This is a genomic window from Adlercreutzia wanghongyangiae (assembly GCF_035989245.1).
Taxonomy (GTDB): Bacteria; Actinomycetota; Coriobacteriia; order Coriobacteriales; family Eggerthellaceae; genus Adlercreutzia; species Adlercreutzia wanghongyangiae.
Genome location: NZ_JAYMFF010000001.1, coordinates 15,126 through 33,486, shown reverse-complemented (window position 1 = coordinate 33,486; position 18,361 = coordinate 15,126). Strand labels below are relative to the sequence as shown.

Below are 18,361 nucleotides of genomic sequence, written 5' to 3'. Positions count from 1 at the left end.
TGCTACAGCTGCACGTCGTCGATGAGGTTGATGAGCTCTTGCTGGCTGTGGATGTTCAGTTTGCGATAGATGTGGCGGATGTGGGTTTTCGCCGTGCCCTCGGAGATGTACAGCTGCTGCTGGATGTAGGACGACTTGTAGCCCCGGGCCAGGTAGTACATCACCTCGTTCTCGCGGCGTGAGAGTAGGTAGGTATTGGCCACCACTTCGCAACGCTCGCGGAAACGGCCGCGGTGCCCGGCGTCTTCGGTTTCCAACGCGCCGGCTGCTCCTACGGGAACGGCATCGGCGAAGATGGAGCGCGACAGGTCGATGCGGGAAGGGCGGGCAGGCGGGGCGGAGCTGCCGGCGCATGCCGCATCGGAGGACTCGGCCGCAGTGCTCGCTTCGGTGTCTGCCTCAACGGGGGCGATCTCGCTGGCGGGCGTCTCGCAGGCTCTGCTCGTCTCATCTGTGCGGCTCACGTTGCCGGCGAGGCTGTCGACCTGCTGCCCCGTGTCCGCCGTTGCGGTCTCCGCACCGGCCGCCGAGCCGTCCTCGATGACCACGAACAGGGGCGGTCGCGTGGTGGGATTGGTGGTGGCATGCGGCGCGCCGACCATAACGATGGAGGCCATCTCGCGCTCATCGGGCAGCATGGCGTAGGCCATCATCATGGCCACGATGATCACCAGCACAGTGCCCACTTCCCCGAAGGCCGCCGGAGCGGCCATGCGCTCGGCGAACATCGGCAGCAGCGATCCGCCGAGCGCGGCCAGGGCCATCACGCCTCGGCCCAAGCCGAACACGAAAATGGGGGAGAGCCTGAAGCGCTGGGCCAGCTCGGCGAAGAATATCCACATCAGCGCTTCGAAGGACATGTAGCCCACCAGCACAACGGACGTGCTCCAAATGGTGTCGTCTGTGGCCGAGAAGGGAATGAACACGGCCGTTACGGCGATGAACGGAATAAGTGGCCGGAAGAAGGTGTGCCAACGCTCGTCGCCGCCCAAGGCCAGGAAGGTCACCATGATGAGCAAGGTGGCGCCGCATGCCGTCATGAACAGCATTGCCTGATCTTCGAAGGCGGTGCCGGGCAGGATATGCTCGATGGAGGTTTGGCGCATAATTCCCAGGGCCACTCCCAGCAGGAACACCGGCAGCCCGAAGCGCAGCACGAACCGCGAGTGATTGATGGGCAGCGGGCGGAACAGCAGAATGCGGTTATCGAAATCGAGGCTCACGTGACGGCGCAACAGCATGAGCAGCGCGAACTCCGCCAACGGGATGCAGGCGCTGGTCACTCCTCCGAAGGGGAAGGGGATCTGGTGCAGCACCAGGCCATAGACGCCGAAACCGATGGCCATGGACAGCGCCCCGTTGATGATAATAGAGGCCGAATCGAGTCGTGCGAAGGTGATGCCCCAGGCAATGAGCAGCATCGACGATCCGGCACCGGTGAGTGCGCCGGAAACCATTTGCAGTATGTTGACGTTCAGCCCGGCATCAGGAGGCAGCAGCAAGAGCACCGTGCCTGCGGTTCCCAGGAGCGCCGCGCCGAGAAGGGCCCCCGTAGAATGGAAGAATCGGATAAGCCGGGTGTCGAGGACGCTGGCCAACAGCAGCAAAAGCCCGTACACCAGAATGGAAACGAAATACACCGACGACAGATTATCGGTAAGGGGGCCGGCCTCCACGGCCGCGGCGCCGAAGATGCCGCTTTTGTCGAACATCGAGCTGTAGATCCAGGCCTGATGCAGGCCGTAGCCCAAGCAGGCCAGGCTTAGCTCTCCGAAGGAGGTTCCCTCTTTGAAGTCGAAATTGATGGTAATGCGCGGCACATGAAAGCCCATCGTTCCCCCTTGTTGCGCCGGTCCCCTGCTCAGCTCTCGTGTGTTAACAGCGAGCCAGCGGATTATAAAATCCTGTTGGAGCGTGGTCAAGATTCCGCATCCACTGCTCCTGCCCCCTTGGGCGGGGGAGGGCCGCTGGTCGACGGCCCTCCCCCGAAGGCAACCTATTTGGTCACCGTGATCACCACGTTGTCGTAGCGATCGAGAACGGTCGAGCCATCGCCCTTCGAGGGGGCGGTGTAGGCATCGCTCACGTTCTGGGACGTGGCGGCGTAAGCGCCCTCCGCGTCCTTGTAGGCTTGCGCCTCGCCCGTGGCGTATACGCTCACGGTGGCGTTGTAGCCATTGGCGGCGAGATAATCAGCCACCGACTGGACGTCGTAGTTGTGAATGGCGTCCAGGCCGTTCTGGTTCTCGCTGGAGATGACGCCCTCGGAAAGGACGACATCGGCGGTGCTGCCCGCCGGCACGAACATCAGGTCGGAGTGCACGTCGCCCCCCACGGCGGTCTCATCGACCACCATGAAGACCTCGTAGGCACCCAGGCCCTGCGATCCGTCCGACACGCTGTCGTCGTGCACATAGTAGTACCCATAGGCCGGGACAGCGATAAGGGCCGCACACAGGCAGGCCAAGCCCAAAATGGCAAGAACTTTCTTGCCGAATGCTGCGTTGGTCATAAGTGCTCCCTTGCTTGAAGTTTGCCCCGCAGATTCGCAACGCAGGTTCATTATGGCGGGCGCGCGCGAAAGGTCAAGGGAAAAGGGCCTGGTACGCGCGGGAATCATCCTGGGTACGAGGTGAAATCATCCCGGGATGATGATGTCGTTTCGCGCTGTTTCCCCCAAAGAACGCCCTGACCGTATGAGCCGCCGCGTTTTCCGCTTTCTAAAATGAATGGCGAAGAGGATAGATCTGAGGAAGGAGGCCCTGTGGCTTACCGAAACACCAGCGAGGCGCCCGACGCCCTTCAACTGCTGCTGGTCGAGGACGAGTTCGACCCTTTGGCGGTGGACGACTCCGAAATCGATCAGGAATGGATGGACGACGATAACCCCTACGACACCATCGACTACCCCACGATGCGCAACATGCCTGAGACGGTGCACCACGATCCAGTGTACTCGCCGGCGCGCCAGGGGAGCGCCCGGGCGGCCCTGCAGGCGCTGTTCGTGCGCAATCCCAATCGCCGTCCGGTGCTGCTGAACATCATCGGCCTCGCTGAGGGCGGTTGCCCCTCCAGCGAGATCGCCGAGCAGGTGGAAACATGGCAGCGCGACAACTGGTCGGTGTACGCCCCCATGACGCTGTGCCGCATGCTGGAGCGTGCCGGCGGCCTGACGCTGGAGATGCCGCCAACCGCCGAGGAGCAGGAGATCGCTGCGGAAGGCGTGGCCTATCTGGAGATCAAGGAGCGCGTGGATCCGATCTGGCGTGCTACCGATGAGGCCGTGGCTCTGCGCGCGGAGTACCTGAGCGGTGCCCCGTTCCGGGCTATCGTGCTGGATTCCGACGAGTTCCGCTATGCCGCGGTGTACGAGCTGGTGATGGACGCGCTCGCCGAGGCCCCGCGCACGTTGCCGGCTATCGAGGAGGTGACCGACGCGTTGGAGATCACGAAGTCGCCGCGTCGCTTCGGACAGCATTTCGTGGACATTTTGGAGGCGACCGACTGCGTGATTTGGGGCAACGGCGCCTGGAACTTGACCGATTTGGGACGGGCGATGCTCGTCGAGTTGAAAAGCGCTAAGGAGGCCTAAGACCCATGGCAGCTATTGAGGAAGCAACTGTCGCCGAGGAAGTAGACCTCGTTGCGCTGATGAACGCCCGCGCCCGCTCCTATGGCATGCTGGCCCGCTTGTTCAGGGAAGAGGTGGACGGCGCCGTGCTGCGCGAGCTGCAGCAGATGCGCTTTCCCCAGGCCACGGGCAATGCGGCGGCCGATGAGGGCTATCACCAGATGTACGACTATCTGAAGCGTGCTTGGGACGATTCGGTGACCGAGCTGGCCATCGACTACGTGAGCACGTTCATCGGCCACGGGGTGAACGGCTACTCGGCCGCGTATCCCTATGAGAGCGTGTACACCTCCGAGCGCCGTCTGCTGATGCAGGAGGCGCGCGCCGAGGTGCTGGCAACGCTGCGCGAGAACGAGCTGAAGCGCGGGGCGTGGAACGAGGCCGAGGACCATATCGCGTTGGAGTTGGAGTTCATGCAGCGCATGGCCTTGCGCGCGGCCGAGGCGCTGGCCGACGACGCCGAGGATGAGGCGGTGGCCTACCTGCGCACGTCGTGCGATTTTTTGGAGAATCACCTGTTAAATTGGGTGCCCATGCTGGTTGCCGATATGCGCCTGCATGCGCGCACCTTGTTCTACCAAGGTCTCGCCCAGCTGACGTTGGGCACCTTGCAGGAGGACGAGGCGGTGCTACACGAGCTTCTGGACTCCGTGGAGGTTTAGAGCCCCTTTTCAGTCAACCCTTTTCTTTCCCCTCCCTTTCTGTCGACCCCGCTTCCCCCTTACGCGGGGTCGACGCATATCTCGATGCGGAAATCGGGTGAGGGGAGGCGGCCCTTCTCGATAGCGCCGAGCTGCTTTGAATGTGCGATTATGCAGCGCGCGGAGCGGAAACTGCTTGGGAATTAACGGGTAGCGTACCCCGAAACTACGATATCCGTCGATTTGAAAGCAGAAGGAAGGGGGAAAGGGGCGAAAAACTACGATACCCGTCATTTCCCAAGCAATTGGAGCGCGAGTCGTGGGAATGTTCCAGGGCTGACGGCGAGAAGACGAGGGGGCGGGGGCCTCGACGTAGGTCGCTTGAAGCGCAAAAGAAAAGCCCCAAAGGGGCTTTTCGTGCAAGGGGGGGGGGCTCCGCGCCGGTTGGCTGGCAATCGCAGGGAGGGCGGCTAGGCGATGTCGGTGTCGGCGAGGAGGGTCTGGCCGCTTTGGGTGAGGGGGGCCGCCGCGCCGGCTTCCTCGATGAAGCAGGTGGGACGCACAGCGGCCACGCGCCGGCCCCCTTCCATACGCACGCGGGTCACCTGCATCTTCGTACGCTCGGCCAATTCCAAGTCGGCGGTGCTGAAGGTGGAGAACATCAGCGTGTCGGACGCCTTGCCGACACCGGCGGCGAAGGCGCGGCGGTCGGCCTCGCGCACGCGGGTGCGATCGTCGTCGGTGGACACCACTTCGAAAGCATCACGGGCGGGCATGAACCCGTCCACGCATCCAGCCGCGTATACGGCGCGGTAGTTGCAGCCGCACAGCTGCTCGTAGGAGCTGAGGCGCAGGGCGCGCGGGTTGGCGTCGTGCGTCGGGCTGAATTGGCTGGCGCGTGCGAGGGCGTACAGCGCGGTGGCATCTTCATCGCCGGCGATAGCCTGGGCCAGCGCGTCGAACTCGCGCAGGTCCTGGGCGCCGATGGCCGCCAGCAGCCCGTGGCCACGGCGTGCGCTCTGCTGGGCGATCATCGCGCGGCCGGCATCGTAGCGCTCGGCCAGGCGTTCGGCGCGGGGGAAGGGTTCGGGGTCGCCCGCCGCTCGGGCCTTGCTGGCGGCATCCAGAGCCTCCAGCACGCCGGCGTCGTGTTCGTCGCACCAGGCGAGCAGGAATTTCCATCCGTCGGAATAGGTGAGATAGTTGCCGTAGCCCACCCAGGCGCGCCAGGCGAACAAGTCGTCGGGGTCGGCCAGCAGGTTCAGGGCGGTGTAGGCCATGAGCGCGCGGGCGCGTGCGGTTTCGCGTGGGTCGCCGCCCAGACGTTCGAAGCCCAGCGACGATACGGTAAACCCGCGTTTGGAAAGCATCTGGGAAAGGGCGGTGGCCCAGGTTTTGTTCGGAGCTACCACGCAGATGCCGGCGAGGGGCGCATCGGGGGCTTTGGCTGCGAGATCCATCAGGTAGCGGGTTAGGCCGTTGAACTCGTCTTCGGGGGCGTTCCATTTTACTGTGGAGAGAGGGCGGCCCTTGCCCACGCGCTGGGCGGCGACGGCTGCGTCGCAGTCGCCCGCCTGGGCCACGGCGTCGCAGAACGCGGTGACAGCGGGATTGCCGAAGGCGGCGCTCAGGGCGAATGTCGTCACATCGCGGCGCAAGCGGTCGAAATCGGTGAAGCCGGCTGCGTTGGGGCAGCTGGTGGCTGCCGCGATGGTCTCGCCGGGGTTGCCGGCCACGATCAGCTGGTCGCGCGCGAGCAGGCAGAGGCAGGTCTGCTGAGCGGCCGACAGGTTCTGGAAATCGTCGGCCAGCACGAGCGAGAAGGCCTGGCGTGCCGAAGACCCTTCTTCGCTTTGCAGATAGCGGCCGCATACGTAGGCCACTTCGTCGGCCAGCATGGCGTTGGTGGCGTGCAGCAGTCGATGGGCCAGGTCGAGCGTCTGCTGCTCGTCGCCTGGCACCACCCAGTCTTCCTCGGGGGCCAGGGCGCACCACTGCCGATTGAAGTGGTTCAGCACGGCGCGCAGGCGACGTACCGGCGTCCCCAGGGTTTTCATGTCCTCGAGGAAGAAGTTGTACTCGAAGGGGGCCAGCACGCGGGGCGCGCGACCCGTGGCTGCCTGCGCCTGGGGCGTTGCCAGCACGGCCAGGCAAGCTTCCTGGGCGCTGGCCACGGTCACGCGGGCCGCGAGGGCCGCAGCGTCGTCTGCGCCGCGTGCGGCCAGCAGGGCCGCCAGACGCTGGCGGGCGATGCGGGCGGCTTCGGCGGTGGTGGTGGCCAGCAGGATGTCTTCGGGCGCGCAGCCGTTAGCCAGGGCATGGGCTGCGCGACGCAGCAGGGCCTCGGTTTTGCCGGAGCGCACGGGGCCCGTTACTTTGGCGATGCGGCCGTCGAAGGCCGCGATGGCGGCGAAGGTGTCGGTCATAACAGCCCCCTTTACTCGGCTAAGACGCCGGCGGCGGCGTTGAAGTCGCGCGTGGTGCCGTCGGCGTAGTGCACGGTCCACTGGTCGAAGGCGATGGGGAAGTCGGGGTCGGGCAGGGCGTATTTCTTCTGAATGTCCTCGCCCAGATGCATTTCCTCGGCGATGCGCTCGGCCACAATCTGCTCGGCCGTCTTCTGAAGCTCGCCGCGCTCGGCGGCTTCCAGATCGCGGGCAATGCGGGTCTGTACCACCAGGTTCGCCGCTTCCTCGGCTTCACGCTTGGCCTCTTGGGCAGCAGCTACCAGGGCGGGGGACGCCATGAAGGCGGCATCTGCGGCCTCTTCCGCGGCCGCACGCTGGGCGGCTTCCTGTTCGGCGGCGGCGCGGGCGGCTTCCTCTTCGGCCAGCTTGCGCGCTGCCAGCGCCGCCATGCCCGCGGCGTATTGCTGCTGGTAGGAGGCCTCGGAGGGCAGCGTCACGGATACGACGCCGCTGCCGAGGCGCCCCTCGTTCAGGGCGGTGCGCACGCGCGACACCCACACGCTGTCGGCCGGATTAATGCCGCAGGTGGAATCGAGGCGCAGACGCACCGTCAGGCGCCCGCCCTGCAAGCTTATGGCCAGCCAGGTGAACATCAGCTCGTCGCGCTTCTCCTCGCGCTGGCGGCGGTTGAAGATCTTCATCTGGTTCTCCACGGCGTGCACTTGGTTCAGCAGCCAGTGCTCGATGTAGTCGTTCCACAGCTCGTCGGCGCCTTCCGCGGTGCTGTCCAGATATTCTCGCGCCCCTACGCGCACCGTCATCACCAACGTGTTCTCCACTTCCCCGGAAGCCGTCGCGTGCGTGCGTACCACCGGCGTTCCCAAGTAAGAGTAGCAGCGGTCGATTTCCAGACGCAGGTCGTGGGTAACGAGCCGCTCGTCCAAATCCAGCATAAGCGCCATAGAGGGATGGGGTTTTGCCATCGGGTTCTCCTTTCTATCCTCTTCGTTTTCCAGTATAGAAAGGCCTCAAGCAGGGAAATCATCCCGTCAAGATGAGCAAGGGGGATGATTCGACGACTCACAATCCCCCTCCTCTTATGATTGCGAAACAGATCGGCTCCGTATCATTTCGCTTCGTTGGGCAGCAAAGCATCGGTGGTGTGCCGGACGATCGCGGTCGTTCCGTTCCCCTCCATGGTTCCCGGGGCCGATCCGGTCGCCACCGGCGCTTTGCTGGAAATCAAGCAAGTAAGAGAGAGGAGGACCCATGGCTAAACTTTCACTGACTCGTCGCAGTTTCCTGAAGGCGGCTGCCGTGACGGGCGCTGCGAGCACGTTGAGCTTCGCCGCCGTGCCGTCGGCGGCTCTGGCCGAGGGCGTCGACGAATCAGCTGGCGAGGTCAAGCGCATCCGTTCCTGCTGCCGCGCATGCGGCAAGTGCGAATGCGGTGTGTGGGTCACCGTGCAGGACAACAAGGTCATCAAGGTGGAAGGTGACGAGTCCAATGCGCACAGCCGCGGGCATTGCTGCGCGAAGTCGCAGGCGTCTATGCTGGCGCTGTATCACCCCGACCGCCTGCGCTACACCATGAAGCGCACCAATCCCAAGGGCGAGGACGATCCGGGTTGGGTGCGCGTGAACTTCGCCGAGGCCATGGACGAGATCGGTGCCAAGTTCAACGAGCTGATCGAGAAGTACGGCGGCAAGTCGATCTTTTCTATGGGCGGCACGTCTCGCGTGTGGGCCCAGCCGCCCTACGGCACCTTGAAGTCGGTGTTCGGCACCCATAACTTCCATTCCGCCTACGAGATCTGCAAGGGTCCGCGTCACTTCGGCGGCGTTCTGACCGACGAGAAGGGCTCGCCGTGGATGGAGGTGGAGCAGGGCCCCATCGTGTACGTGCAGTGGGGTACCGCGTCGGAGTATTCGAACTACGACTCCACGAACCGTACCGTGGTTGACTGCTCGCAGCGCGCCTACAAGCACATTCTGGTCGACCCGCGCATGAGCCCGCTCGGCAAGGAGGCCGACCTGTGGCTGCCCATCCGCGTCGGCACCGACCTATGCTTGTCGCTGGGCTGGCTGAAGTGGATCGTGGACAACGACGCCTACGACAAGAACTTCGTGAAGCGCTGGTCCAACGGCCCCTTCCTGTACAACCCCGAGGCCGACGGCAAGACCTACAAGGGCTACTTCCTGGAGATGAACGGCGGCATTCACATGACCAGCCGCTTGCTCACCGAGGCCGATCTGGACCGCGAGTGGGTGTCGCAGTGGTGGGAGCCGGCGCCGGAGCAGTACTCCTACCGCCGCTTCATCTGCTGGGACGCGGCCAACGAGAAGCCGACCTACTGGGACGCCGAGGCCTGCCAGTGGGAGGGCGAGAAGCACAAGATCCCGACCACCGGCACCTGGATCGAGCACCCCTACAAGCCCATCATCGCCGATGCCTGGCTGCCCGACCCCTCCAAGTTCGCCGACCCGGCCGACCCGGCCTACGACGCCTACTGGACGGGCGCGGACAACGCCAAGGGCGCGAAGAGCAACCCCAAGGGCCTGCCGAAGGACCCAGAGCTGTGGCCCGACGGTGTGCAGGTGAAGCTGGCCGATGGCCGCATGATCGAGGCCAAGTCGGTGTGGCAGGAGTGGGAGCACAACCTGGAGGAGTACACGCTCGACTACGTGTCCCAGGTGACCGAGGTGCCCGCCGATAAGATCGAGGAGGCCGTGCGCATCTACACCACGCGCCTGAACCCGCTTCACGGCAACGGCGGCATTCACTACCAGCTGGCTCCCGATCAGACGGGCCACGCGGTGCAGAATACCCGCGCCCTGCAGCTGATCGCCTGCCTGACCGGCAACTCCGACGAGCCGGCCGGCAACCGCGGCTCCTCCAAGGCCCAGGTAGACGGCTGCTGCGGCCGCGCCAACATGATCGTGAGCGACCACGATCCGGTGGACTGGGGCATTCGCGAGGGCATCGGCTCCATGGAGCTGGGCGACACCCCGCGCGACCTGACCATCGAGCAGCAGATCCCGCTGATCCAGAACTTCGTGAAGTACCTGCAGGACGAGAACTCGCCGCTGATGGAGCGCTACGGCAACCACATCCCCACCGATGAGGAGGCCCGCATCATCGCCATGCGCAAGGGCGGCGACTACAAGGGTTCCCGCGCCTTTCCCGGCGTGAAGACGCCCTTCGAGGCCAACGAGGATCAGATTTCCGCCGAGCGCTTCCCGCTGCTGCGTTTCTGGAACTCCTGGACCGACGCCAGCTCTATCTGGGACGCCATCCGCGAGGTGAATTCGCCCTACAAGCTGTACGGCGGTATCTGCATGTCTGGCGACTTCATGAACCAGTCGAACCTGCTGGAGGCGTGGGACGCGCTGACGCAGCTGGACTTCTGGGTGGACATCAACCTGTGGTCCTGCCCGAACAACGGCACCGCCGACTACGTCTTCCCCTGCACTCACTGGCTGGAGACTAACACCGGTCGTGTGTCCCAGGGCGCCGGCGGCATTTTCGGCGCGGGCCAGCGCTGCGTGGAGCCCATTGGCGATGTGGTGTTCGACCCCACCTTCGTGGTGTGCCTGCACAAGTCCATGGGCGTGCCGTTCAACGACCGCGACCCCGAGTACGACGAGTGGCTGAACCTGGACTACCACGACTTCGTGCAGGCCGGCGGTACCGTGGGCTACGACGAGCAGGAGTACCGCGTGCTGAAGGACGCCACCGACTGGTGGAAGACCGAGGAGTTCCCCGAGGGTCCCGATTTCCCGCAGTACGCGGCGAAGTTCCAGGAAGAGGGCTGGTTCGACTGCCGCAAGTGGCACCCCGAGCGCTGGGGCACCTACCGTCGCTGGGAGATGGGCTACCGTCGCCAGCAGGCCGGCTACAACCTGTACGCCGCCGTGGATGAGAAGTGCGCCTTCGGCACCCCCACCGGCAAGGTGGAGATCTGGTCGACCATCTGCGAGTCCTACATCGGCGACGAGACGAAGACCTTCGCCGAGGTGTGCTCGCCCGATCGTGCGGCCTACGCCGGCGACATTCCCGATATCGACAAGTTCCCGCACTGGTTCGAGCCGAAGAACTCCCGCGTTCAGGCGCCCGAGTGGTACGACGCCAATCTGGTGGACGGCGCCAGCTACAACAGCGACAACTACCTGAACAAGCCCTACCACCTTATCGAGGGCGTGGGCACCGGCCAGGCCACCGACAACGGCACTACCGACAACCTGGAAGCCTACAAGCAGGCCGTGAAGGAGAACCCGGAGGCCACTTTCATCTGCACCTCCGGCGCCCGTCAGCCTGTGTACTTCCACTCCGAGCACCGTCAGCTGCCCTGGTGCCGCGAGCTGTGGCCGTCGCCGCGTTTCGAGATGAACCCGAACGACGCCGCGCGCCTGGGCATCGAGCAGGGCGACTGGGTGTGGGTGCGCACTCCGTGGGGCGCCATCCGCGAGGTGGCCGACCTGTACTACGGCATCAAGGAAGGCACCACCAACGCCAACCACGCCTGGTGGTATCCCGAGATGGATCACGCCGCCCACGGCTTCGAGCTGGTCGGCATCAACTGTACCATGGACAAGTATGCCCAGTGCTGGATCTGCGGCGCCTCGCAGCTGCGCGGCAACCCGATGGTGGTGTACAAGGCTACCGAGGAGAACTCGCCGTTCGGCAACCCGGTGCCGTGCGATCCGTGGGGCAACGAGGCCATCACGAACGCCAACGACCCGCGTCTGAAGGAATGGCTGGCCAACGACCCGCGTCTGGACGACTCGAAGGTGGAGCTCACCTACGCGAGTGCCGATGCCAAGGGCCTGCAGACCATCAGCCTCGTGAAGGAATAGAAAGGAGGAAGCAATGGCGAATTACGCGATCATCACCGATTTGAACCGCTGCACGGGATGCCTCGCCTGCACCGTGGCGTGCAAGGCCATCAACGGCGTGGACGTGGGCAACTTCTGGATCAAGACCCTGCGCGTGGGGCCTCACCCCATCGAGGGCGGCAGCGGCACCTACCCGGATGTGGAGATGTACTTCCTCCCGGTGCAGTGCCAGCATTGCTCGAATCCCGAGTGTGTGCGCGTGTGCCCCACCGAGGCTTCGCACGTGGCCGAGGACGGCACCATTCAGATTGACAAGGACAAGTGCATCGGCTGCCAGTTCTGCGCCATGGCCTGCCCCTACGGCGTGCGTTACCTGAACCAGACCGAGCGCGTCGTGGAGAAGTGCACCTTGTGCGAGCAGCGCACCAGCCAAGGTGAGCTGCCCCAGTGTGTGGCCCAGTGCGGCGCCCGCGCCCGCTTCTTCGGCGATCTGGACAACGGCGTCGAGAACTTCGAGGGCCCGGCGCATCCCGACAGCCCGGGCTGCCAGTACGACGACATGACCAAGACGCGCGTGAAGCTGAAGGACTACGTCGAGGCCTTCACCGAGAACGATATTCACCACCTCACCGACAAGGGCAACGAGCCGAAGCTGATGTACTTGTTGCGCGAGGGCCGAAAGTGGAGGGAGTAACCACGCATGGAAATCCAATGGCCTTTGATTCTCTTCACCTTCTTTAACTGCCTGGCCAGCGGCGTCTTTCTCGTACAGGGCATTCTGACCCTGGCGGGACGCGGTAAGGCCATGCAGCTGGCTTCCTGCGCCAGCGCCATCGTGGCTCTGGCCGTGGGCGGCCTGGCGGTGTTCTTCCATCTGCAGCACCCGCTGCGCATGCTGAACGGCTTCGGCCACATTACCTCGGGCATCACCATCGAGCTGATCGCCGTGATTGTGTTCGCCCTGGCTGTGGTGCTGTATTTCCTGATGATGCGCCGTTCCGAGGAGGGCGTCGCCCCCAAATGGTGCGCCGTGATGGCCATCGTGGTGTCGGTGGCGCTGCCCTTCGCGACGGGCGAAAGCTACCTGATGGCCGCCATTCCCGTGTGGGACACCCTGCTGTTGCCGGTCTACTACATTGTGACCACGGTGCTGCTGGGTGGTTTCGGCGCGCTGGTCATCGCTGCGGCGGTGAAGTGCGACGATGCCGTGAAGCTGTCGGCTACGGTGGCCCTGGTGGGCGCAGTGGTCTGCGCGGTGGTTTCGCTGGCTTACGCGGTGATGATCTCCGGCATGGGCGGCCACTACACCGAGATGGAGTACTACTTCGATCCCACTCTGCCCGATGTGGCCATGCGCCAGGCCGAGCAGGTGACCGCCGCTATCATGGCGGGCGAGCATGCTCTGGCCTTCTGGCTAGGCGTGATGGGCATCGGCTGCGTGGCGCCGGCGGTGCTGGCCGCGCTGGTGATGGTGGGCAAGATTCCCGCCGAGCGCGTGCTGGTGGTGGCCGCCATCGGCCTGGTGTGCGCCGTGGCGGGCACGCTCGTGTGGCGCGTGCTGCTGTACGAAGTGGCTGTGAACGCGCTGATTCAGTTCCAGTGGGCGCTGAACTAACGTAAACGTGGGGGGACGCGCCGTCTCTGGTCGGTCGGTGCGTCTTCCCCAAGAAGCATGATGGCGAAGCGGGCTGTTCTAATGGCAAGCCCCGCAGGCAACGCAAAAGCCCGCTTCGTTTAATGCCGATGGGGCGAATTGCTTTCAAAATGACGGGTAGCGTACCCCGAAACTACGCTACCCGTCATTTTGAAAGCACGGGAGACGAAAAATCGCGCCGGAAACTACGCTACCCGTGATTTTGAAAGCAATTCGCGGGTTTGGGGCGCGACTGTTGGCGCGACTGGGATGGTTGCCTCTCTTCGAGCTTTTTCTCCGAAAGCGCTCGAAGAGGAGCGAACTCTCAGAGGATTCTTGAAGAGGAGGAATCAATGTCAAAGGAGATGAAAGAGGTGGGTGCGCCGGCTTCCACGGTTGCCCCCGAAGCGGCAGCCGGGGCAGCCCCTGAGATGGCGGCTGAAGTTGCTTTCGTCGCGGAAGCGGCCGAAGCCAAACGTGAGCCACACGGCGGCATTACGCGGCGCGGCCTGCTCATCGGCGTGGGTTCCACGGTGGCCCTGATGGGCTTGGGCGGTTTGCGCTATGCGGGCCATAATCCGCTGAACAGACCGCCGGGAGGTGCGGACGAGGCCCATTTGGTGAGCGCGTGTATTCGCTGCGAGCGCTGCTATGAGGCGTGCCCGCGCCAGGCTATCGTGCCAGCGAAGATCGAGGACGGCTTGCTGGGCATGCGCAGCCCCATGCTCGATTTCAACACGGGGAATTACTGCGACTTCTGCTCCGAGGAAAACGGCGGCGTGCCGCTGTGCGTGGAAGTGTGTCCCACGGAGGCTCTGGCCCTGCCGGCGGATGCCGTCGTGGGCGATCCCGAGACGGCCGAGACCGGCAATGTGATCATCGGCACGGCGCAGATCGACCCGCGCACCTGCCTGGCCTATCGCCTCACCGGGTGCCGCGACTGCTATGACGCCTGCAAATACGGTGCCATCGAGCTTCAGGACGAGGGAGGCGCCAACCCCATTCCCTATGTCGTGGAGGACAAGTGCAACGGCTGTGGCGCCTGCCAGGCCGTGTGCCTGTCGTTGTCGTCGGGTTCCATCAAGTCGACCGAGCGTGCCATTGTGGTGCGTCCCGTTGAGGTTTAGGGGGATTCATGGCTGAGAAGACCAAAGAAAAGAAGTTGAGGACCCGCACCTTGCGCACGGCGGTGGGCGCCGTGGTGTTCGTGGGGCTTTCCGCTGGCCTGGTGGCCGGAGTGAGTGCGGGCACGTTGTCGGGTTTCGGCTGGGATACGTTCTCGCTGCTGTGCCCGTTGGGCGCGCTGGGAACCATGATTGCCACGAAGACCATGATTCCGCGCGCGGTGGTGTCGCTGCTGATTGTGGCGGCGCTGGTGCTGCTGTTCGGTCGCGCCTTCTGCTCGTGGGTGTGTCCCACTATGCTCATCGATCGCGTGCGCGACTTCTTCCGCTCGCCGGCCAAGCGCCGAGCGCTGGCGGAGCAGAAGAACACGGCGATCAAAGCGGTGTCCAAGCAGGAGCTTGAGGGGTTGAAGGCAGCTAAGGCCGGCCATACTTGCGGGGCTTGCGGGAAATGCCAGCCCGTGCACCACGGCAAGTTGGATTCGCGTCATGCGGTGCTGGGCGGCGCCCTGCTTTCCACGGCTGTGTTCGGGTTCCCGGTGTTCTGCCTGGTGTGCCCGGTGGGTCTCACCTTCGCCACCGTGTTGGTGGTGTGGCGTGCCTTCGCTCACGGCGATGCCACTATCGGGTTGGTGCTCATTCCGGTTCTGCTTATCGTGGAGTTGGTGGTGCTGCGCAAATGGTGCAGCAACTTCTGCCCGCTGTCGGCTCTGATGAACCTGGTGGGTCGTTTCTCGCGCACCTTCGTGCCCGTTATAAACGACGAGAAGTGCCTGGAGACCGCTCATGCCACTTCGTGCAGTCGCTGCGCCGAGGCGTGCGAGGCCGACATCAACATTCGCCATCCGGAATTCGGCCTGCGCACCATGGCCGACTGCACGCGCTGCCGCAACTGCGTGGACGCGTGTCCCGCGAAGGCCATTACCATGCCGGTATTCGTGGGCAAGAAGGCGGGAAAGACGGTGGTGGAGATTCCCGAGCCCGTCATGGACGATTTGGAGCCGAAGCTGGACTAGGGGCTGGTCGGCTTTCGGGCTCCAGTACCCGCGACCGCCGCCCGCTGCGCGCTTTTCCCTCTGCGAGCGCGGCAAAAGAAGTAGAGGGGATGACGCACGCATTTCGGTACGTCTCCGGCATCGCTGCTGCTGAAGTGGAATCTACTTCTTACCAGCCGCGTTCTCCGAGGGGCGCGCAGAGGTCGGCGGTCGCGGGTACCGGAGCCCGGCGGTAAAGCATCCTGTGCCATCCTGAGCGAAGCGCGAAGTCGAAGGATCTTGGGAAGGTGCGGGAAAGGTTTGTCCAAGTTGTAAGACGGCGGGATTTTGGGAGAGGTTCCGCCGGCTTTGAAGAGGAGCAACTATGGTTGAGAGAATTGATGCGGCGGCGCACCGTCATGTGGGTGCCGCCTTCCAAGCCGTGGACAGCGCGGCGGTACGTGTGCATCGCGAACGTTGCGCGAAAGTGCGCAATCGCAATGTGGATTGCCTGAAGTGCGCTGCGGCCTGCACGTCGGGATGCATTTGCCTCGAAGATGGCGAACTGATCATCGACGCGGACCGATGCGTGGGCTGCGGCACTTGTGCCACCGTGTGCCCCACGTGCGCTTTGGAGGCGCTGAACCCGAGCGATGCCGAGTTGAAGGCCGCGTGTCTGCGCGCGGCGCGTGCGTCGCGCGGCGGGCGCACAGTGGTCGTCGCCTGCCATCCGGCGCGAGAGGCGCTGGGCGATGCGGCGGGTGGCGACGCGGTGGTGCCGGTGGTGTGTGCGGGGCGGGTGGACGAGTCGCTGCTGGTAACATTAGCCGCCGAGGGGGTGCAGCAGGCGACGGTGCTCTGCGGCCCGTGCGAACGGTGCGCGCAGCGGCATGGCCGCGATACGGCCGAGTTGGTGGCGGAAACAGCGCGCCGCCTGCTGGGCGCGTGGGGTGGTGATCTCGACATCGTCGTTGCCGATTGCCCGTCCGATTCGGCGCTCCTCGATGCAGTCGTCAACGAGGCGGTGGGCTGCGCGCCGGCCGCTTTGATGCAAGCCGCTGCGACGGACGGCGAGGTGCCGTCGTATTCCGCGACCGAAAGATTGCCCCATGTTATGAAAGACGGCACGTTGCCGCACTTCCTTCCCGATCGGCGCGAGCGACTGCTTGACGCGTTGGCCCAGCTGGGATCGCCTGCCGAGGGCGTGCTGGAAAGCCGGCTGTGGGGCGCAGTGGTCATCGATGGGGCGCGGTGCGTGTCGTGCCGTATGTGCGCCACCTTCTGCCCGACGGGGGCCATCGTGAAGTTCGACGACGCCGACGGCACCCTGGGAGTGACCCATGCGCCTGGCGATTGCGTGAAATGCGGCAGCTGCCAAGACATCTGTCCGGCTGGTGCGATCGCGTTGCTCGACGAGGTGCCCCTTCGGTGGCTGGCCGAGGGGCAACGACACCGCTATGCCATGACGCCACGCGCGGTGAGCTTGGCGGACAACCCGCACCAGATTCTCGATACGTTCCGCCAAACGTTCAACGGTGATATTTTCGAGAGGTAGAACGCCGCTTTCTCCCTGTGTAACCGGCGGCTGACCTGCCCTGCCCCCTGGACTCTATCCTCTTCAACGTCCAGGGGGCTCTTTTACGCCAGGGGCAGTTTCAGGGTGAAGGTGGTGCCGGTAGCGGGGGTGCTCGCGGCGGTGAGGATGCCCTTGTGGGCGCGAGCGATGTCCTGGGCGATGGCGAGCCCCAGGCCGTAGCCGCCGGGGGTACTCGGGGTCGCCAACGAGGCGGCCTCGGCGCTGCCGCTGCTGTTCGGCGTTTCCGCTGCTCGCGTGCGCGCCTTATCGGCGCGGTAGAAGCGGTCGAACAGGTGGGGCAGATCGGCGGCGTCGATGGGCGTTCCGGTGTTGTTCACGGTTAGCACCGCGGCATGTTCGGCGGCGCCAAGGCGCACGGTCACGCGACCGCCGGGATCGGTGTACTTGCAGGCGTTGTCCAGCAGGGCCGCTACCAGCCGCTGCAGCCGCCGCGTGTCGCCGCGCACTGCGATGTTCTCGGCCACGGCGGTTTCCCAGGCGATGTCCTTCTCGAAGGCCACCGACTCGAAGGTGAGCGCCTCGCCTTCCACCAGGCGGCTGAAGTCGATGGCGTCCACGGTGTCGCGCTGGGTGCCCGCCGGCGCGGGACGGGCCAGATCCAGCATGTCGGTGACGAGGGCCTGCATGCGCTCGGCTTCCATCTGAGTGCTCTCGATCCACTGCCCCTGGCTGGCGATGGTCTCATCGCCGCGCTGGCGCAGGATGGCGTTGTTGGCCAGAATCACCGTCAACGGGGTTTTCAGCTCGTGAGACGCATCGGCGATGAACTGCTGCTGCTGCGACCACGCCCGCTGCACGGGCCCCAAAGCCCAGCGGGAGAACAGCACGTTCAGCGCCAGCAGCAGGGCCAGGGCCCCCAGGCCCACGCCGGCGAGCGCCCAGGCCAGCGACTGCCACGCATTGGCCTCGGCGGCATCGGCGAACGCCACCACCAGGCCGGGCCCCATGGCGTGCTTGGCGTACAGTAGGCCGCATTCGGGCAGGTAGCCGTAGGGGTCTTCCGTATGGCGCAGCGTGGCAATCGCCTCGGCCAGCACATCCATGCTCACTGAGGCACTCGACTGGTCGGCGATATGCGCCACGGTGCCGTTCTCGTCGTAGTACACGGCCACGGGCAGCGCCGCATCTCGGCGCCCGTGGGGGCCGCCGATCTCCGGCGGCGCGAACGACTCCTCGTTCTCGGCGGCCTCGGCGGCATCCTCTTCCCGATCGGCCCCGCCAATGGTGCGCTGCGATTCGAGGGTGCGACCAGGGTCGGCGTTGTTTCCGAGGCCGGGGTCGCCCTCCGGCGAAAGCGGCCCATGGTTGGGCACTAGCTGAGGCTGCACTGCCGCCCGCTCGGCGGTCTGTATCAACGTGCGGTAGATCTCGTCGGTGTCGCCGCGGTAGCTCACATAGCACACGGTGGCGAACGAGGAGGTCAGCACCAAGGCGGCCAGGCCCATGTTCACGGCGATGAACTTCAGGCGCAGCTTGCGCAGCAGGGGCGAGGCGCCCGGGTCGGCATCCGGGGGCAC

At 64.8% G+C, this 18,361-nt stretch carries 13 protein-coding genes; 8 read left to right on the top strand and 5 right to left on the bottom strand.

The window, feature by feature from the left end; genetic code table 11:
* Positions 1 to 2: 2 nt before the first annotated feature.
* Together VIN30_RS00125 and VIN30_RS00120 are read right to left on the bottom strand one after the other, a co-directional pair.
* Complete coding sequence (locus VIN30_RS00125) at positions 3 to 1,832, bottom strand: LuxR C-terminal-related transcriptional regulator (RefSeq protein ID WP_338208277.1); 1,830 nt, start codon at positions 1,830 to 1,832, stop codon at positions 3 to 5.
* 164 nt (positions 1,833 to 1,996) lie between these two features.
* A complete protein-coding gene (locus VIN30_RS00120) occupies positions 1,997 to 2,512 on the bottom strand; it encodes a hypothetical protein (protein WP_326426319.1) in 516 nt (171 codons plus the stop codon).
* Between the two features lie 252 nt (positions 2,513 to 2,764).
* On the opposite strand from VIN30_RS00120, the gene VIN30_RS00115 reads away from it, so the two are divergent.
* Together VIN30_RS00115 and VIN30_RS00110 are read left to right on the top strand one after the other, a co-directional pair.
* Positions 2,765 to 3,592: a hypothetical protein gene (locus VIN30_RS00115; RefSeq protein ID WP_338208275.1), complete on the top strand. Its 828-nt coding sequence runs from the start codon at positions 2,765 to 2,767 to the stop codon at positions 3,590 to 3,592.
* Positions 3,593 to 3,597: 5 nt separating this feature from the next.
* Positions 3,598 to 4,293 (top strand): TorD/DmsD family molecular chaperone, encoded by a 696-nt coding sequence (locus tag VIN30_RS00110; protein ID WP_326426323.1) that lies wholly within the window; start codon positions 3,598 to 3,600, stop codon positions 4,291 to 4,293.
* Positions 4,294 to 4,742: 449 nt separating this feature from the next.
* Here VIN30_RS00110 and VIN30_RS00105 read toward each other — a convergent pair whose 3' ends face one another.
* Together VIN30_RS00105 and VIN30_RS00100 are read right to left on the bottom strand one after the other, a co-directional pair.
* Entirely contained in the window at positions 4,743 to 6,698 is a 1,956-nt protein-coding gene (locus VIN30_RS00105) for a UvrD-helicase domain-containing protein (RefSeq protein ID WP_338208272.1), read from the bottom strand.
* 11 nt (positions 6,699 to 6,709) lie between these two features.
* Complete coding sequence (locus tag VIN30_RS00100; RefSeq protein WP_338208270.1) at positions 6,710 to 7,663, bottom strand: hypothetical protein; 954 nt, start codon at positions 7,661 to 7,663, stop codon at positions 6,710 to 6,712.
* Between the two features lie 286 nt (positions 7,664 to 7,949).
* Between VIN30_RS00100 and VIN30_RS00095 the strand changes: the two genes are divergently transcribed.
* The 6 genes from VIN30_RS00095 (at position 7,950) to VIN30_RS00070 (ending at position 16,802) form a co-directional block, all read left to right on the top strand.
* Positions 7,950 to 11,537: a molybdopterin dinucleotide binding domain-containing protein gene (locus VIN30_RS00095; RefSeq protein WP_338208267.1), complete on the top strand. Its 3,588-nt coding sequence runs from the start codon at positions 7,950 to 7,952 to the stop codon at positions 11,535 to 11,537.
* 13 nt (positions 11,538 to 11,550) lie between these two features.
* Entirely contained in the window at positions 11,551 to 12,210 is a 660-nt protein-coding gene (locus tag VIN30_RS00090; RefSeq protein WP_338208265.1) for a 4Fe-4S dicluster domain-containing protein, read from the top strand.
* A 6-nt stretch (positions 12,211 to 12,216) separates the two neighbouring features.
* On the top strand, positions 12,217 to 13,131 hold the full coding sequence (locus VIN30_RS00085) for a dimethyl sulfoxide reductase anchor subunit family protein (RefSeq protein WP_338208263.1): 915 nt from the start codon (positions 12,217 to 12,219) through the stop codon (positions 13,129 to 13,131).
* 371 nt (positions 13,132 to 13,502) lie between these two features.
* Complete coding sequence (locus tag VIN30_RS00080) at positions 13,503 to 14,276, top strand: 4Fe-4S dicluster domain-containing protein (protein ID WP_338208261.1); 774 nt, start codon at positions 13,503 to 13,505, stop codon at positions 14,274 to 14,276.
* Positions 14,277 to 14,284: 8 nt separating this feature from the next.
* Positions 14,285 to 15,289: a 4Fe-4S binding protein gene (locus tag VIN30_RS00075; protein ID WP_338208259.1), complete on the top strand. Its 1,005-nt coding sequence runs from the start codon at positions 14,285 to 14,287 to the stop codon at positions 15,287 to 15,289.
* Between the two features lie 343 nt (positions 15,290 to 15,632).
* Complete coding sequence (locus VIN30_RS00070; protein WP_338208257.1) at positions 15,633 to 16,802, top strand: 4Fe-4S binding protein; 1,170 nt, start codon at positions 15,633 to 15,635, stop codon at positions 16,800 to 16,802.
* Positions 16,803 to 16,885: 83 nt separating this feature from the next.
* Here the strand turns inward: VIN30_RS00070 and VIN30_RS00065 are convergent, their stop codons facing one another.
* Positions 16,886 to 18,361, bottom strand: a complete 1,476-nt coding sequence (locus VIN30_RS00065) for a sensor histidine kinase (protein WP_338208255.1) — start codon at positions 18,359 to 18,361, stop codon at positions 16,886 to 16,888.